The sequence below is a fragment of the Pseudomonas paeninsulae genome (genome assembly GCF_035621475.1).
Lineage (GTDB): Bacteria > Pseudomonadota > Gammaproteobacteria > Pseudomonadales > Pseudomonadaceae > Aquipseudomonas > Aquipseudomonas paeninsulae.
This window is the reverse complement of record NZ_CP141799.1, coordinates 1,637,382-1,652,891: the sequence shown is the minus strand read 5'-3', so window position 1 is coordinate 1,652,891 and position 15,510 is coordinate 1,637,382. Positions and strand designations below refer to the sequence as shown.

General features: G+C 58.4%; 16 protein-coding genes and 1 pseudogene. 6 read left to right on the top strand and 11 right to left on the bottom strand.

Annotation, left to right across the window (positions count from 1 at the left end; translation table 11 throughout):
- Positions 1–17 precede the first annotated feature (17 nt).
- The 7 genes from istB to VCJ09_RS07585 form a co-directional block, all read right to left on the bottom strand.
- Complete coding sequence (gene istB, locus VCJ09_RS07615) at positions 18–821, bottom strand: IS21-like element ISPst3 family helper ATPase IstB (RefSeq protein ID WP_324731820.1); 804 nt, start codon at positions 819–821, stop codon at positions 18–20.
- Entirely contained in the window at positions 814–2,313 is a 1,500-nt protein-coding gene (istA, locus tag VCJ09_RS07610; protein WP_324734623.1) for an IS21 family transposase, read from the bottom strand. Before istA ends, istB begins: the two co-directional genes overlap by 8 nt.
- 84 nt (positions 2,314–2,397) lie before the next feature.
- Positions 2,398–2,592 carry a hypothetical protein gene (locus VCJ09_RS07605; protein WP_324733808.1) on the bottom strand — a complete coding sequence of 65 codons (195 nt, stop codon included), beginning with the start codon at positions 2,590–2,592 and terminating at the stop codon, positions 2,398–2,400.
- A 183-nt stretch (positions 2,593–2,775) separates the two neighbouring features.
- Complete coding sequence (locus VCJ09_RS07600) at positions 2,776–3,069, bottom strand: heavy-metal-associated domain-containing protein (protein WP_324733807.1); 294 nt, start codon at positions 3,067–3,069, stop codon at positions 2,776–2,778.
- Positions 3,070–3,137: 68 nt separating this feature from the next.
- The gene (locus VCJ09_RS07595) at positions 3,138–3,458 is read right to left on the bottom strand and encodes a hypothetical protein (protein WP_324733806.1); all 321 of its coding nucleotides are present in this window, start codon (positions 3,456–3,458) and stop codon (positions 3,138–3,140) included.
- Positions 3,459–3,468: 10 nt separating this feature from the next.
- A complete protein-coding gene (locus VCJ09_RS07590) occupies positions 3,469–4,125 on the bottom strand; it encodes a methyltransferase family protein (RefSeq protein ID WP_324733805.1) in 657 nt (218 codons plus the stop codon).
- Positions 4,126–4,136: 11 nt separating this feature from the next.
- Positions 4,137–4,457 (bottom strand): DUF2933 domain-containing protein, encoded by a 321-nt coding sequence (locus VCJ09_RS07585; RefSeq protein ID WP_324733804.1) that lies wholly within the window; start codon positions 4,455–4,457, stop codon positions 4,137–4,139.
- Positions 4,458–5,322: 865 nt separating this feature from the next.
- Between VCJ09_RS07585 and VCJ09_RS24740 the strand changes: the two are divergent.
- A pseudogene (locus tag VCJ09_RS24740) lies at positions 5,323–5,583 on the top strand (TraX family protein); the annotation flags it as partial.
- Here the strand turns inward: VCJ09_RS24740 and VCJ09_RS07575 are convergent.
- The 4 genes from VCJ09_RS07575 to VCJ09_RS07560 all read right to left on the bottom strand — a co-directional run bounded on the left by VCJ09_RS07575 (position 5,511) and on the right by VCJ09_RS07560 (position 9,628).
- Positions 5,511–6,545: a sterol desaturase family protein gene (locus VCJ09_RS07575; protein ID WP_324733803.1), complete on the bottom strand. Its 1,035-nt coding sequence runs from the start codon at positions 6,543–6,545 to the stop codon at positions 5,511–5,513. The pseudogene VCJ09_RS24740 and the gene VCJ09_RS07575 overlap by 73 nt on opposite strands.
- 73 nt (positions 6,546–6,618) lie before the next feature.
- Positions 6,619–7,152 carry a helix-turn-helix domain-containing protein gene (locus VCJ09_RS07570; protein WP_324733802.1) on the bottom strand — a complete coding sequence of 178 codons (534 nt, stop codon included), beginning with the start codon at positions 7,150–7,152 and terminating at the stop codon, positions 6,619–6,621.
- A 407-nt stretch (positions 7,153–7,559) separates the two neighbouring features.
- Entirely contained in the window at positions 7,560–8,948 is a 1,389-nt protein-coding gene (locus VCJ09_RS07565) for a heavy metal sensor histidine kinase (protein ID WP_324733801.1), read from the bottom strand.
- Positions 8,945–9,628, bottom strand: coding sequence for a heavy metal response regulator transcription factor (locus tag VCJ09_RS07560; RefSeq protein ID WP_324733800.1), 684 nt, complete (start codon positions 9,626–9,628; stop codon positions 8,945–8,947). Before VCJ09_RS07560 ends, VCJ09_RS07565 begins: the two co-directional genes overlap by 4 nt.
- 636 nt (positions 9,629–10,264) lie before the next feature.
- On the opposite strand from VCJ09_RS07560, the gene VCJ09_RS07555 reads away from it, so the two are divergent.
- The 5 genes from VCJ09_RS07555 to dsbG all read left to right on the top strand — a co-directional run bounded on the left by VCJ09_RS07555 (position 10,265) and on the right by dsbG (position 15,278).
- Positions 10,265–12,616, top strand: a complete 2,352-nt coding sequence (locus VCJ09_RS07555) for a heavy metal translocating P-type ATPase (RefSeq protein ID WP_324733799.1) — start codon at positions 10,265–10,267, stop codon at positions 12,614–12,616.
- A gap of 66 nt (positions 12,617–12,682) precedes the next feature.
- Positions 12,683–12,898, top strand: coding sequence for a hypothetical protein (locus VCJ09_RS07550; protein WP_324733798.1), 216 nt, complete (start codon positions 12,683–12,685; stop codon positions 12,896–12,898).
- Between the two features lie 68 nt (positions 12,899–12,966).
- Positions 12,967–13,527: a carboxymuconolactone decarboxylase family protein gene (locus VCJ09_RS07545; RefSeq protein WP_324733797.1), complete on the top strand. Its 561-nt coding sequence runs from the start codon at positions 12,967–12,969 to the stop codon at positions 13,525–13,527.
- Between the two features lie 165 nt (positions 13,528–13,692).
- The gene (locus tag VCJ09_RS07540; RefSeq protein ID WP_324733796.1) at positions 13,693–14,508 is read left to right on the top strand and encodes a TlpA family protein disulfide reductase; all 816 of its coding nucleotides are present in this window, start codon (positions 13,693–13,695) and stop codon (positions 14,506–14,508) included.
- Positions 14,505–15,278 carry a thiol:disulfide interchange protein DsbG gene (gene dsbG / locus VCJ09_RS07535; protein ID WP_324733795.1) on the top strand — a complete coding sequence of 258 codons (774 nt, stop codon included), beginning with the start codon at positions 14,505–14,507 and terminating at the stop codon, positions 15,276–15,278. The genes VCJ09_RS07540 and dsbG overlap by 4 nt, the downstream gene beginning before the upstream one ends.
- Positions 15,279–15,510 lie beyond the last annotated feature (232 nt).

The following is a 15,510-nucleotide window of genomic DNA, read 5'->3' as shown; positions in this document are numbered from 1 at the left end:
CCACTCGTTCGGCATGGTCAAAACGGTTCGTCGTCCTCCGGTTCCTGGCCAGCCTTACGTTTTCGTTCCCGTGATTTGATCTTTGCCTGGGCCGCCAAGCTGCTGTGTTGCAAGCGATAGGACTCGTTGCCGGTTTCGACGATGTGGCAGTGGTGGGTTAGCCGATCCAGTAGGGCGGTGGTCATCTTGGCGTCGCCGAACACGCTCGACCATTCGGCGAAGCTCAGGTTGGTGGTGATCACCACGCTGGTGTGTTCGTACAGCTTGGACAGCAGGTGAAACAACAGGGCGCCGCCGGCCTGGCTGAACGGCAGATAGCCCAGCTCGTCGAGGATGACCAGATCCATGCGCTGCAGGGCCTGAGCGATCCGCCCGGCTTTGCCGTCGTGCTTCTCGCGCTCCAGCAGATTGACCAGATCGACCGTGGAGTAGAAGCGCACGCGCTTGCCGTGCCGGGTGATGCCGGACACGGCCAGCGCGGTGGCCAGGTGGGTTTTACCGGTGCCTGGCCCACCGATCAGTACCACGTTCTGCGCGGTGTCGGTAAAGGCTAGGCTGGCCAGCTCGCTGATCAGGCGGGCGTCGGCGCTGGAGGAGCTGAAGTCGAAGCCGGCCAGATCGCGGTGCATCGGCAGCTTGGCCATGTTCATTTGGTGGCTCACCGAGCGCATGGCGCGATCTGTGTGTTCTTGTTCCAGCAGGTGTTCGAGCAGCCACTTGGACGAGGCTGTGTTCGACTCACCCTGCGCAGTCAACTCCGCCCAGGCAGTGGCCATGCCGTGCAGGCGCAGCTCCTTGAGTTCCGCCATGAGATCACGCATGACCGGTCTCCTCGGTCTGGCCACGCAGGCGGTCGTAGCGCGCCGTGTTGGCCATGGGGACTTCCTTGAGCGACAAGTGGGTCTCGACGCTGGGCGGTGGCTCAGCCGCTGTCAGGCGCGCCACGACATTGAGGATATGTTCGGCGCTCAGGCTGCCGCTCTCCAGTACCAGGTCAACGGCCACCAGCACGGCATCGAGACCGGCGACCGGTACGGCAGCCAGGACTTGCGCCATGATCCGGTCACCGCCGGCATGCCGGCCCAAACCGTGCTTGAGCTGACGCAGCGGCGCTGGCAGATCGGCAAAGGGCGCGCCGTTACGCAGCGCGCCGGGCTTGCGCTCGATCAGCGGGATGTAGTGCTGCCAGTCATAGCTGACCTGGTCGCGGTCCAGCAAACGCCCGTGGTTGGCGATCAGTGCGTCATCCGCGACTACTTCGATTCGGGTCGTATACAAACGGCTGCTGACCCACTTACCTGCGTACTCACAAGGCACCGAGTAGCGGTTGCGCCCGACGCTGACCAGGCAGGTGCTGGAAACCCGTGCCGCCCGCTCGACGTAACCATCGAAGGGCGCAGGCATAGGCATCAGTTCGGCCCGCTCCAACTCCAGCACCTCGGCCACGCTCAGGCCGCCGTATTGCGGGTGCGCCAGCTCGCTCCAGAGTGCCCGGCAGCGCTGGCCCAGCCAGGCATTGAGTTCTTCGAAGGAGTGAAATTGATGATCTTGGGCGTCTAACCAGATACGCCTGCGGCTGTCCTGCACGTTCTTTTCAACGATGCCCTTTTCCCAACCCGAGGCGACGTTGCAGAAGTCCGGGTCGAACAGGTAATGCGCGCACATCACCGCGAAGCGCGCATTCACCGTGCGGCCTTTGCCCTTGTTGACCTTGTCGACGGCGGTCTTCATGTTGTCGTAGATGCCCCGGCGCGGCACGCCACCCAACGCGCCGAACGCTCGCGTATGGGCGTCGAACAGCATCTCGTGGCCCTGGCTCGGATATGCCACCAGCCAGAACGCACGGCTGGCGCACAGCTTCAGGTGCGCCACCTGCATGCGCCGGTAAATGCCGCCGATCAGCAAACCCTCTTCGCTCCAGTCGAACTGAAACGCCTCGCCCAAGGCAAAGGTCAGCGGCACAAAGGCCTGCAACGCCTTGCCCTGCTCACCACGCCAGGCACGGACAAACGCGGTGAGCTGGCTATAGCCACCGTCGTACCCCTCGGCTTTGATTTGCGCCAACAGCGCCTTGGCACTGCGCCGCTGTTGCTTGGGCCGCAGCGAATCGGCTTTTAGCGCCTGCTCCAGCGTGGAGTGAAAAGCACTCAGCTTGTTGAAAATGGCCTTACGCAGGTACACCGGCTGCTTCGCCTCCGGTGCTCTGACCCACTTGCGAATCGTGTTGCGCGCCAACCCCGTGCGCTTGGCTATCTCATGCAGCGACAGCTTGTCGCGGAAGTACATCCGGCGAATTTTGCCCATCATTTCCATACTGATCACCCTGTGTTCTCCTGCTCAAAAATTGAGCAGGAGCAGTTGAACACCTGGGTCAGTTTTCAGTCGGCAGAACAGCCTCTACTGGGTCAGTTTTCGGTCAGCGGCAACAAACACTTGTGTTTTCTCGTCGAAGGACACGCCATCCAAGCCATAAATGTTATCGATTTCTTTAATCGCATCCCCAACTTGCCCTAGGTTCTGAGGTGCAAGCTTGAGATGACGCACAACCAAATTGGTTTCTGAAACGCCTAGACGATGCTTGTTTTCGCTCATCATTCATCTCCCATTGGACTCAATACGTATGACGTGTACGTCGCTGGCTGGCAGAGGCACTTGCGGGCGGATCGAGGCGCGCCAGCGGCACTTTGGTCAGCCGCGTCGGTATCCCTACCCATCAGGCATATCGGGGTGCAGCCGTCATTGCCGGCGCCCGGAAATACGACCGCCTGTGATTTTTCATGAGCAACAGCAGCCGCCTTTGCTCTTACCACTACCGGAACCGCACTGCCCTGCCTGGACGGGAACGGATTCAGGTTCGACATTGGTGCGGACCGAGTAACCAGCAGCCACGACTGCCGAGACAAGAGCGGTTGCACTGACGTGAGTCGGATCGTAGGTAACAGTCGCTTGCCCCGCCTCCAGCGAAACGGCGGCTGATTGCACGCCGTGTGCGTGGTTGAGCGCTTTTTTCACACCGGTCACGCAGCCGCCACAGTGCATGCCATCGATATTAATAATCAAAGTTTCCATAGATTTTCCCTCTGTCTCTTTCACGTCATTACCTCCATCTCTGCAGATAGCCTGCTGGTCGTCATCTTTCAGTCATGGGCATGGTCAGCCTGACTATTATTTTTCGTACCCATGGACATCATCATGTTCATATGGGCCTCCATTTCATTCAGGCCTTTTTCCATCAGCGCTTGGCGTACTTCCACATTCGTTTCTTGCTTTATTTCAGTCATCATTTTTTTCATTAAATTCATGTGCTCATGCATTTTCATCATCTGCGCCGGATCCATCATCATGGCACCAGACATGCCTTCGTTTGGCGCGCTATTGCCATGCTGATGATCCTCGCTGGCAACTACGGGGGTCGCTAGTGCGGCGGTGATGGCGATACCTGCAATTAATTTTTTCATAGTGGTCTCCTCAGACTTTATCGGCATTGGGTTGAAGGGTTTTGATAGTGGGAATCCAAGCTGGCGTGTTGTGCATATACCTGCGGTATTCGTCGCCAAACTCGGCTAGCGCCATTTGCTCTTCGCGTTTGGCCAGTCGCACATACACCACTACCAATATTGGAAACATCACCAGCGTGGGGAGCGTCGGCCACTGCAATAAGAAGCCGAACATAATCATAATAAAAGCGACGTATTGCGGGTGGCGGCAGCGGGCATACCAACCCGCGCTAGCCAGTGATCGGGTTTGTTGGGCCTTGTGCAATACCGCCCACGCCGAGGCGAGCATAAAAAACCCCAGTACGATGACTACGTTGCTGGCAATATGCAGTGGGTCCCAGTGGGCGTTACCTTCAAAGCCCAAGAGGGTATGCCACAGATGGCCGTTTTCATGGGAAAGGAAATCCACCCCCGGATATTTTTCAGTCAGCCAGCCCGACAAAAAAAAGATACTCAGTGGAAAGCCATACATTTCAGTGAACAGCGCGACCACAAACGCAGAGAATGCACCCAGGCTGCGCCAATCGGCCTTGGTTTTCGGCTTGGTAAAACTGAACGCAAAAAAAATGAAAATAGCGGAATTTAGTATGACTAAAGTCCAGAGACCATAAGAGGACTCACTGTGCATAGCCTAGCTCCTTAGTGTTGATGGTGGTCAGACTGGCGCTTGCCTACTTCCAGTCCACGCTGATAGGCAGCACGCTCGGCATCACTGCCGTCGGACATGACCTTGGGCGTATCTTCGCCGCCCTGCCCCTTCTCGCTATGCCCTCCATGCCCTCCATGCCCTCCATGCATAAAGATATGCATCAACGGGCATAGCAAAAAGATCAAGAACGGCAGAAATACAAACACATGCTGGCTATGTTCCATCAGCAGAAAGTAACTGACCGCTCCAATCAGACCCAGCGCGGCGAGCCCTTTAGGCGACCACCAGAAAGAGCCTTTTCCGTTACTCATAGTCCGCCTCCACTCTAAAATAACAATTCTTATCCAACCTCTGCCTTACTTAACGTGCAAGATACCCGATACATTAGAGAACCATAGTGCGTTACAGCAACTATTCAGTTGATGCAGATCAATTTACCGAGTCAAATCTAGGATTAACTGACTAACTCGCAACCAAGTCGTTTTTTACACCTGCGTGTAAGACACAGGCCAAGCACCGAGCCCTCTGTAAAAGATACTTAAGTACGAATCAGGACTGTGTGCAGCATCCAAAACAATGAATTCAGTCTCCTACCCAACAGCGGTGGTCGGCCCTCTTGCCAGAGGGCACCAGCATTTAATCAAATACTCATGGCTACAGCCTAGGCAACCTTTCCTTACAGGGGGCTTAGACCAAGATTACATTTCTGTAAGCTTCAAGTTGAGGTAGCCGATTCACCTACCTTTACAGCACCGAATGTAATTTCTGATAGCGGATGATAAATCCTAAACCGGAACGTCCTAAAAACACGGTTTCAGCGACGTAAATAGACTAGTGATCGGTACTAATGCCCTCCACATGCTCTCGGCGAAGCTTATGACTTGTTGTTCCTGGACATGATGATGCTGGGCCTGGAAGGCTGGTTAGTACTGCCGGAGGGGTGCCCAGGCGCTTTTGTGATCAAGGATCAGTCGAGGGGCTCGAATTAGGTACGGACGGCAGTGCTGCTGTCGCAACTGCTCATGCTGTTTCCGCTGCGTTTTGGCCAGCCGCGGCGAACAGCCAATACCACACATCCTGAAAGGAGCTTCTTCAGGAGGGAATGACTGACACAAAACTGGTTCTGAGTCCTGATATTCGTCGTCTTCATCTCGATGCACCTGTCCGGCCACGGTCATGGCGGCCAACGTGTCCCGCTCAGGTTCTGGCGAGCCGTACAACGTCGATAATGCCCGCTCTCTGACGTCGCTTTTGGATTTCTCCATCCTGTTAGTATTTCCGTACCGTCTGCTATCCAGCGATAGCAGCACACTGAATGTGTTGTCTACTCTGATGCTGGGTCTACTGATCGCCTGGCGCGTGCATCACCGCGGTCGTGATGGCTTGATCCTTGGTGTAGTGAGCTTGGGCGTGGCGTCAGCTCTGCACGAGGGTCTGATGCCTGGTGCATTTGGCACGTTGTTGCCTGCCGCCCTGGCGTTAGCCATATCGCACCCTGACTCGACGTGGTTGACGATGTGAGCCAACGTTCCCGGGTCGACTGTTGGATGCCTTTGAAAGGCATGAAAAAACTGCCCCACGTAACCAGTCGGGTAGTTCCGATCACGCAGCCCGACCTCCAAGCAGCCAGGCTTACTTGCGCCGCTATAGAAGGTTCCAAGCAACTGATCCCACACCAGCAAAAACTCTCCGAAATTGACCTGCGCATCCTCGAAGTCGCGCTTGTGATGCCAACGATGCATTTCTGCCACACCGATGACGCGACTTAGCCAGCCCAGCGAGTAGTTGAGGTTCGAGTGCTGAAAGGCCAAATGCACTGTCAGGATGCCGAACCAAGTGGCCACGAGTGCCGACGGAGCGCCCATCGCAAAGAGCACGAGCAGCCCGGGCCCCGCCATGATGGCCGCATGCAAAGGGTGCCGGCGCTCGCCGTTCATCCAGTAGAGCCGTTCCGCGCTGTGATGCGGCTCATGCAAGCGCCACAGCCACGGAACTCGATGGCTGATGCGATGCATGGCGTACAGGCTAAGATCCAGCACCGCGGCGACTATGAGTAGTTGAACCCACAGCGGCAACTCTGTTGGGAAGACACGCAACTCTGCCGGCACCCAATCTCCCAGCCTGGCCAAAACGGTTGCCGTAAACTGAATCACGGACAGGTTCACGACCATGTGGATGAGGTCGGTAAGGGTGTCGAGATGATCTTCCAGCCAGTCTTCACGAAACGGCTGCACGCGCTCCAGTAGCGCCAGCAACAGAATCCCTACGGCGGCGATGATTGGCGTGCTGGGCCAGTACGGGATACCCCTGTAGAGCAACCAGATCATGCTAGCTGCCGCGCCGCCGAATATAACTGGGTAACTGAACCAGCGAATCATGAACCTGAGTGCATTGCTCATCGTGAAGCCCTCCCTAAGATGACTCCACTTTGTGCCAATCAGCGGTGATGGCGCTTGAACGAAAAAGCTGAGTTCAGCCTTTCAGGCTGACATGACCTAACGCCGATGACGGGTCGAGGCCAAACAGCTCGCGGAAGGTACGGGAAAAGTGCGCCGCGTCGGAGAAGCCGGCAGCGTGGGCCGCTTCGGTCAGGTTGGCGCCGCTGGCGATATGCTGCAGCGCCATGACCAGGCGACTCCATTTTCGGTAGCTGCGCAGCGGCAGGCCGGTCTGCTCGACGAACCAGTGGGAGAACCGGGTCGGCGACAGGTGCACGCGTTTGGCCAGTGCTTGCCGGCCATTGATTGGCTCGCGCAACGCCTCGATGATCGACTGCAGGCGCGGATCGGATGGCGCTGGGGTCGAGAGGTTGAGGACGCGACGCACCCTCTGCCGAATATGCTGGGCCAAGGGGGCAGCACTACTCAGTAACTCTAGTAGAGGCCCGGTATCCCCCAGTTCGATCGGCACGATGGTTCCGGTGGTGTTGGGAAGGGCTCGCGCCTCATCCGACAGCGCATCGAGGTAGATCGACAACACTTCATCAGCTTCGATCTGATGGGTCACCCCTGCCCTGATGCAAATGGCCTCTGCCGTTACAGACTCGGATGGGGACTTAACAGTCAGGCGGGCATTCAAGCTGATGGTGATTTGATGCGCCATGTGGCTATGCCAATCATGGCTGCCGGCGTGCCCCAGAAAGATCCCGAGCCCAGGTGAGATCCAGGCTTTACCGCGCCAGCAGACCCCCTGAGGTGCGGTCATCGGCGGGCCCCCTCAAGCGTCCCCATCTCCAGACTCTCGACCTGCCGGAGTTCCGCTTGAAATGCGTCATTGAGCCGGCTAGGTGACTTTCGCCAAGGGCGCTTATCGGGCTTGGTCTGGGCGGCATACAGCGTTACTTCGCCACCGCCCCTGTCGATAAGGCTTTTAGCTTTTCGTTCCAGCTCTGCACGCAACTGTTCTTTAGTCATTCAGTTCCTGAGACAGTCCTGATTGGGGAACTCCATGTGGAAAGCCGTCCTGCCATTTGCCGAGGTGCACCAGATCCTGCCCTGGTGGGCCTCAACGATCGAGAGGGTGATTGCCAAGCCCAAGCCGGCATTGCTCGGGCTGCCCTCTCGGCGCGCAGGATCGGCACGGTAAAACCTGTCGAACAGCCGGTCGAGGTGCTCCGGCGGGATGGTTTCCCCAGGATTCTCCACGCTCAGTCGTGCAGAGGAACCCGACTGCTGGATCTTCACCGAGATGCTCTGCCCTTCGGGGGTGTAACGCAGCGCATTGGACAGCAGGTTCGATATGGCGCGGTGCAGCATCAGTACATCGCCCCGAACACAGGCAGAACCAGTGACTCTGAGCTCGATTCCACGGTCGTCGGCCAGCAGCTGATAATAGTCGAGCAGCTTGCCAACCACAGTTTCGAGGGCGATTTGCTGGTGCGCTGGGCTGATCAGCCCATTGTCCGATTTGGCCAGGAACAGCATGTCATCAATCATCCGCGCCATGCGCTTCAGATCTTCCAGATTCGAGTAGAGGTTTTCCTCGTAGGCGCCGACGTCGCGCTTTCTGCTGAGAATGACCTCGGTGTGGGTCATCAGGCTGCTAACCGGCGTTCGTAGCTCGTGGGCGATGTCGGCGGAGAAGTTAGAGAGCCGAACGAAGGCATCGTCCAGTCTGCCCAGCATGGCGTTGAACGAAGACACCAGTTGCTGCAACTCCAGCGGCACAGGCTCCAGCGGGATGCGTTCCTTGAGCGACTTGGCCGACACTGATGTGGCCATCTGGGTAACCTGGCGCAGCGGCCGCAGGCCGCTACGGGCAACGATCCAGCCCAGCCCCGCACTGACCAGGGCACTGATGATCAGGCCGATCCAAAACCAGCGCTGCAAGGTCTCGAAAAACGACATGTGATGAGTGACATCGAGAACCAGCATCACCGTGAGCGGCTGGTCCTGGCCTGGCGCAGCCACCTGTGCAGTGATGCCGCGGTACATCTGTTCTTGGCCACTCCACTCCCAAAGTCGTCTCTCAGGGTACGCGCGAAACTGTGCAGGGATGTTGACCGGAGCAGGGTCGGCGAACAGCACGCTGCCGTCGCCGGCCAAGATGATGCCCGTCAGATCGTGGTGCGCGCCAAGTAAGGCGCGCAGTTGCGGTTGCAGCTCAGCGAAGTTCACTCCACCTTCCGAGCCACCGAGAATGGCCTGAGTGGACTCGAGTTTCTCAACCAGGATCTGCCGATCCAATAGCATAAAGTGATGCTGGCTGAGTCGATTGAAACTTAGCGCTGCAACGCTCAAGACTACCGCCACTGCCAGCATGAACATCAAGCTCATGCGGGTGGTCAGGGACAGTCGGTTCATTGCGCCCCCGGCTCGTCGAGCATGTAGCCCATGCCTCGCACGGTGTGGATAAGCTTCACCGCGAAGTCGTCGTCGATTTTCGCGCGCAAGCGCCGGATCGCGACCTCGATGACGTTGGTGTCGCTGTCGAAGTTCATATCCCAGACTTGGGAGGCAATCAATGACTTCGGCAGCACCTCGCCACGCCGACGCAAGAGCAGCTCAAGCAGGGCAAATTCCTTGGCCGTCAGGTCGATACGCTTGCCGCTACGAATGGCCCTGCGCTTGAGCAAATCCACTTGCAGATCGGCAATCTGCATACTCGACAGGCTCGGCGCGCTGTTGCCGCGGCGCAGCAGCGTCCTGACCCGGGCTAGCAGTTCCGAGAAGGCGAATGGCTTGACCAGGTAGTCGTCCGCTCCCAATTCGAGTCCCTTGACCCGATCCTCGACCCCATCACGGGCTGTGAGGAATAGCACAGGGACATCCTTTCCGGCCGCCCGCACCCTGCGCAGCACTTCCCAGCCATCCAGGCCCGGCATCATGACGTCGAGGATCAACAGGTCATAGGCTTCGTCGATGGTGTACTGGAGGGCATCGGTGCCGGTCATTACCCGGTCTACATTGAACCCCGCTTCGCGCAGGCCCTGCTGCAAGTAAGTGCCGGTTTTGGGTTCATCTTCGGCTACTAAAATTTTCATGCGGCGATTCCCAGGTTGCAGAAGCCCTGAGTGTGCCGCTAATCCATCACACCAACCAGAAGCTTACAGAAATGTAATCTTGGCTTCAGGTGGCTGTCAGGGAACGCTGTCTAGGCTGTAGTAACGAGTACGGGATAAGTGAACAGCGCTTGTTTTCGTAAACCTTTTCAAGGCCTTTCTCCAATTGCTCCCTTGGCCTAGCGGCGCCTCAATGGCGCCGCTCTTTATTACTGAAACAAGCTGTAATCCACAGTCGGGAATGCTCGGCCAAGTCAAAGTGAAACGATGCTGGCTTAATTTGCATCAGCTGTTGGCAAAGGCGGCTGTCTATTCTGAGTGGCTCCGAACCGAGCAACGCGCACTATTGCTGCGGTAGGATTTGAATCATGCGAATACGCAGCATCACTCCCATGACCCAGCTCTGCCGTTCTGGAAAATCAAGGCAAGCATCGCCTTGATCACGCCGCCAGTTATCCGCCCGTTCTATCTGGCCCAGGGACAATATGCCCACACGCCCCTGACCCTACCTACCTGATACTGTTGCTGTGCCCGCTGATGTACCTGGCCACCACCATGGCGCCCATAGACTTCGTCACGGCGAAACCGATGCCCTGAGACGAGATAAGGAAATAACCCATGCCCTCCTCTGCCGGCCATCACGACCACAATCACAAGCATTCGGCGAATCAATCGCTGGAAAGTGCCCACGACCCGGTGTGCGGCATGCAGGTAGAATCCGACAGCCCGTTCAGCGAGCAGTGCGAGGGCGAGACCTATCGTTTCTGCAGCCAGAAATGCCAGGACAAATTTCACGCCGACCCGACCCGCTACCTGAACCAGCAGCACGCCGCCGAGCCGACCGAGCAACCGCCTGAGCAGGCCGGAGCAACCGAGTACACCTGCCCCATGCACCCCGAGATCCGTCAGCCAGGTCCGGGGGCGTGCCCCATCTGCGGCATGGCCCTAGAGCCGCTTATGCCGGAACTCGATGAAGAGGAAAATCCAGAACTGAAGGATTTCACCCGGCGTTTCTGGTGGACCCTGCCGCTGACAATCGTCGTGACAGTCCTGGCCATGGCCGGGCACGCGCTACAGTTGTTTCACGGCAGCACACAGAACTGGGTCGAACTGCTCATCGCCAGCCCGATAGTCCTTTGGGCGGGATGGCCATTCTTCGTCCGTGGGGTCGCCTCTATCCGTCAGCGCAGTCCGAACATGTGGACCCTGATCGGCCTCGGTACCTCCGCAGCCTACCTGTACAGCGTCGCCGCCACCCTGTTCCCGCAACTGTTCCCGCAGAATTTCATGCAGGACGGACGCATCGGCGTCTACTTCGAGGCTGCCGCGGTAATCATCTCCCTGACACTGCTGGGCCAGATGCTAGAACTCAAGGCACGCTCGCAGACCTCGGCCGCGATCAAATCCCTGCTAGGCCTGGCGCCCAAGACGGCACGTCGGATCAACCCGGATGGACAGGAAGAGGATGTGCCCCTGGGCGATGTGCACCAGGGTGACCACCTGCGGGTGCGTCCCGGCGAGAAGGTCCCGGTCGATGGCACCGTGCTGGAGGGCGAAAGTGCCGTCGACGAGTCGATGCTGACCGGCGAACCCGTGCCGGTGATGAAGAAACCAGGCGACCCACTGATCGGCGCCACCCTGAATGCCAACGGCAGCCTGGTGATGGAAGCGCAGAAGGTTGGCGGCGACACCACTCTCGCCCAGATCGTGCAGATGGTAGTTCGCGCACAACGCTCGAAAGCGCCAATGCAACGCATTGCCGATACCATTGCCGGCTACTTTGTGGTCGGCGTCATCAGCATCGCGCTGCTGACCTTTCTCGGCTGGGGGCTGTTCGGCCCAGAGCCCGGCTGGGTCTTCGGCCTGATCAACGCCGTGGCTGTGCTCATCATCGCCTGTCCCTGCGCCCTTGGCTTGGCCACCCCGATGTCGATCATGGTGGCTACCGGCAAGGCCGCCAGTAGCGGCGTGCTGTTCCGGGATGCCAGCGCCATCGAAAACCTGTGCAAGATCGATACCCTGATCGTCGACAAGACCGGCACCTTGACCGAGGGCCGTCCAGTCTTCCACAGCGTCGAAGGCACGCCATCGGTCGAAGCCAATGAAGTGCTGCGCCTGGCCGCCAGCCTCGACCAGGGCAGCGAGCACCCATTGGCCCACGCGATCGTCGAACACGCCCGAGCCGAAGGGCTGGAGCTGGCCAAGCCGGACAGTTTCGAATCCGGTTCGGGGATCGGTGTGCGCGGGCAGATCGAAGGCAAGCAGCTGCAGCTGGGCAATAGCGCCTTGATGGAAGACGCTGGCGTCAATATCAGCGCCTTGCAGGACCGCGCCGAACAATTGCGGGCCGATGCCATTAGTATTATCTACCTGGCGGTGAACGGTGCGCTGGCAGGCATACTGGCCGTATCGGACCCGATCAAGCCCACTTCCAAGGAAGCTGTCCGCAGACTGCAGGCCGAGGACGTCAAGGTCATCATGGCGACAGGCGATGGGTTGACCACGGCGCGCGCCGTGGCCAGGCAACTGGGTATCGAAGAGGTGCATGGCGAGGTAAAACCCCAGGACAAAGAGAAGCTGGTGGCGGACTTGCAAGGATACGGCCGGCGCGTGGCCATGGCCGGTGATGGCATTAATGACGCCCCGGCCTTGGCCCGATCCGATGTGGGCATCGCCATGGGAACAGGCACCGATGTGGCGATGAACAGCGCCCAGGTGACCCTGGTGAAAGGCGACTTGATGGGCATCCTACGGGCACGCACCCTGTCCGTCGCCACGGTGAAGAACATGCACCAGAACCTTGCTTTCGCCTTCCTCTATAACGCCATGGGCATACCGCTGGCAGCTGGCCTGCTGTATCCCCTTACTGGCCTTCTGCTTTCCCCGATGATCGCGGCGCTGGCCATGAGCGTGAGCTCTGCTTCGGTTGTGTTCAACGCCCTGCGCCTGCGCCGAGTGGTAATCGACTGATGACAGCAGTGAGCTCAGTTGACGTTTAGACTCGAGTTGAATTGATCAACAACACGGAGACACGCTATGCATGACTCAACGATGTGGCCGTTTGGGCCTTTGATGATGCTGGTCTTTGCAGCCCTGGTTACCCTGCCTTTTTGTTTAATATTCAAGAAGGCAGGGTATTCACAGTGGCTGGGACTGTTGATGCTGCTACCCATCGTCAACCTTGTCCTCCTTTACTTCCTGGCCTTCTCATCCTGGCCCAATCACAAGGCACAGAAAAATTTACGCGACTGAGCGGGTCGCCCAGCGACCGTCAGGGAGAGATATGCTGAACCACGTGCGAGCGAAATCAGAGGTGGTCGGTGAGAGTATCCACGAAACAAATAAATGAATACCCGTGGGCGTTACGTCCCTTCTTCTGGAAACAGAAAAGAAAGTACGGGGCAGTTCTGCAACCCGGTTTGCTGTGGGCGCGTGTGCCGCAACTATTCGGAGCGGTCGCCGTTCTTTATGGCGTACTGGACAGGAAAGGATCACCACTGAGCCCTGCCTTGCGCTCATTGGTCACCGTAAGAGTATCGCAAATCAATTGGTGCAATTTTTGTGTCGACATAAACTCTGCGACACTTGCCAAACGCACTGGCTCAATGGAAAAAGTTGAAAACCTATTGGAGTGGAGGGAAAGCAGTCTATTTGACGCAAAAGAGCAGGTGGTACTCGAATATACCGAGGCTATCACCTACTCGGATCGACAGGTGAGCGATGAGTTGATGGCAAGGCTTAACAACTTCTTTGACGAGGACAGCATTATTGAGCTCACTGGCCTTATTGCATTCCAGAACATGTCGAGCAAATTCAATAGTGCACTGGATGTGCCGTCTCAGGGCTTCTGCAAAGTTCCGCATGATCATTTCAACAGTTAAGGCCGGTCTGGCTTATCTGGCTCATACCCGCACAGCAAAACATCAGCCAATAGCTCTGCCAAGTAGGTGCTCCGCAATGCATAAGCGCCATACGCAGTGGATCATTGCCAAGGAAGGCTTTGATGACGCGCTTAATCATCGGCCTGAGAGCCGGCGGCACCACTGATGCTGACCGTCAATCTGGGGCCACTGACCCTGGCCGTACCCCACCTGCTGCTGATCGGCAGCCTGTTGCTGGCGATGCTGAGCGGCTGGTGGGTCGGCCGGGCCAGCGCGCACAACCCCGAACCGCAATTGTTCCGACTGCTGCTGGTGGCCTTGCTGGTGGCGCGCCTGGCCTTCGTGGTGGGTTATTTCGAGTACTACCAGGGCGCGCTCTGGCGGATGGTGGATATTCGCGACGGTGGTTTCATCGCCTGGCCCGGGGTGATCGCGGCTGTGCTGCTGGGCGGCTGGCAGGCCTGGCGCGACCGCGGCTTACGCAAACCGCTCGGCGTGGCGCTGGTGGTCGGCGTGCTGAGCTGGGGCTTCGCCAACCTCACCTGGCATGCCTTCGAGCAAGGCACTCGGCTGCCCGAGCTGGCACTGCGCGATAGTCGCGGTGCGCCGGTAGCACTGCAGGATTACGTTGGCAAGCCTCTGGTGATCAACCTCTGGGCGACTTGGTGCCCGCCCTGCCGGCGGGAAATGCCGGTGTTGGCCGAAGCCCAGGCCACGGAAGAGGCGCTGACCTTCTTGTTCGTCAATCAGGGGGAGGGTGAAGGCGAAATCCGTCGTTTCCTCGATGCCAGCGGGCTGGAGTTGCAGAACGTGCTGCTCGACAGCGACGGACGCCTCGGCCAGCAGGTCGGTTCCATGGCCCTGCCCACCACGCTGTTCTACGACGCCGAGGGTCACCAGGTCGGCAACCATCTCGGCGAGTTATCCCGCGCGAGCCTCGCTCGCGCCCTGGAAAACCTGAGAGAGGGTAGTCAGCCATGATGCACTTTAAACACCTGCCCTTTTTGCTGGCAGGCTTGAGCCTGTTGGCCTTGCCTGTTTCTATTACCCAGGCCGAGGAGCTGCCTGCCCCGATCAAGGCGGTCGAAGCTCGCGGCGCAGTAATCATCGGTTCCTTCGACGCACCGGGTGGCCTGCGAGGCTATGCCGCCCGCTACAAGGGTCAGGGCATAGCACTCTATCTCACCGCCGATGGCCAGCATGTGCTGATCGGCAACCTGCTCGACGCCCAAGGCGAGGACCTGACTCGTGCACCGCTGGACAAGCTGGTTTATCAACCGCTGAGCAAGGATATCTGGGCGCGCATGGAGAACAGCACCTGGATCGCCGATGGCCGCGACGACGCACCGCGCACTGTTTACATGTTCTCCGACCCGAACTGCCCCTACTGCAACATGTTCTGGCAGCAGGCGCGGCCCTGGGTCGAAGCCGGCAAGGTACAAGTGCGCCACATCATGGTCGGTATGCTGCGTCCCGACAGCGCCGGAAAATCCGCCGCGTTGCTGAGTGCGAAACAGCCGGAAGCTGCGCTGAACGAACATGAAGCCGCCGGCAAGGCCAGCAAGCTCAAGGCCCTGCCAAGCATTCCCGCTGCATTGCAGAAGCAGCTCGACGCCAATCTTGCGCTGATGAGCGAGCTTGGCGGCATGGCCACCCCCGCGATCTTCTATCTGGATGACAACGGCCGCCTGCAAATGCAGCAAGGGGTGCCGCAACCACAGCTACTGGCAGAGATCATGGGGCCTAAATAAGCTGTTTTCGCTCATCGTTCGCGATCCTGCGGCCTGGCTACGCCTCCCTTACGTCAGGCAAAACGCTGCCCGCGTGAGAGTAATGCACTGCGTTGAGCGTCAGGAATCTTGGGTCGAAACGGCATGACGCTGGCTCGCCACACTGAATGAAATCGCCAGCTCCATGCCCGACTTGACCTTCCCATGATGTCAGGGTCGATGCTGCAGCCGTGGCAATGACGCCATTCAATAC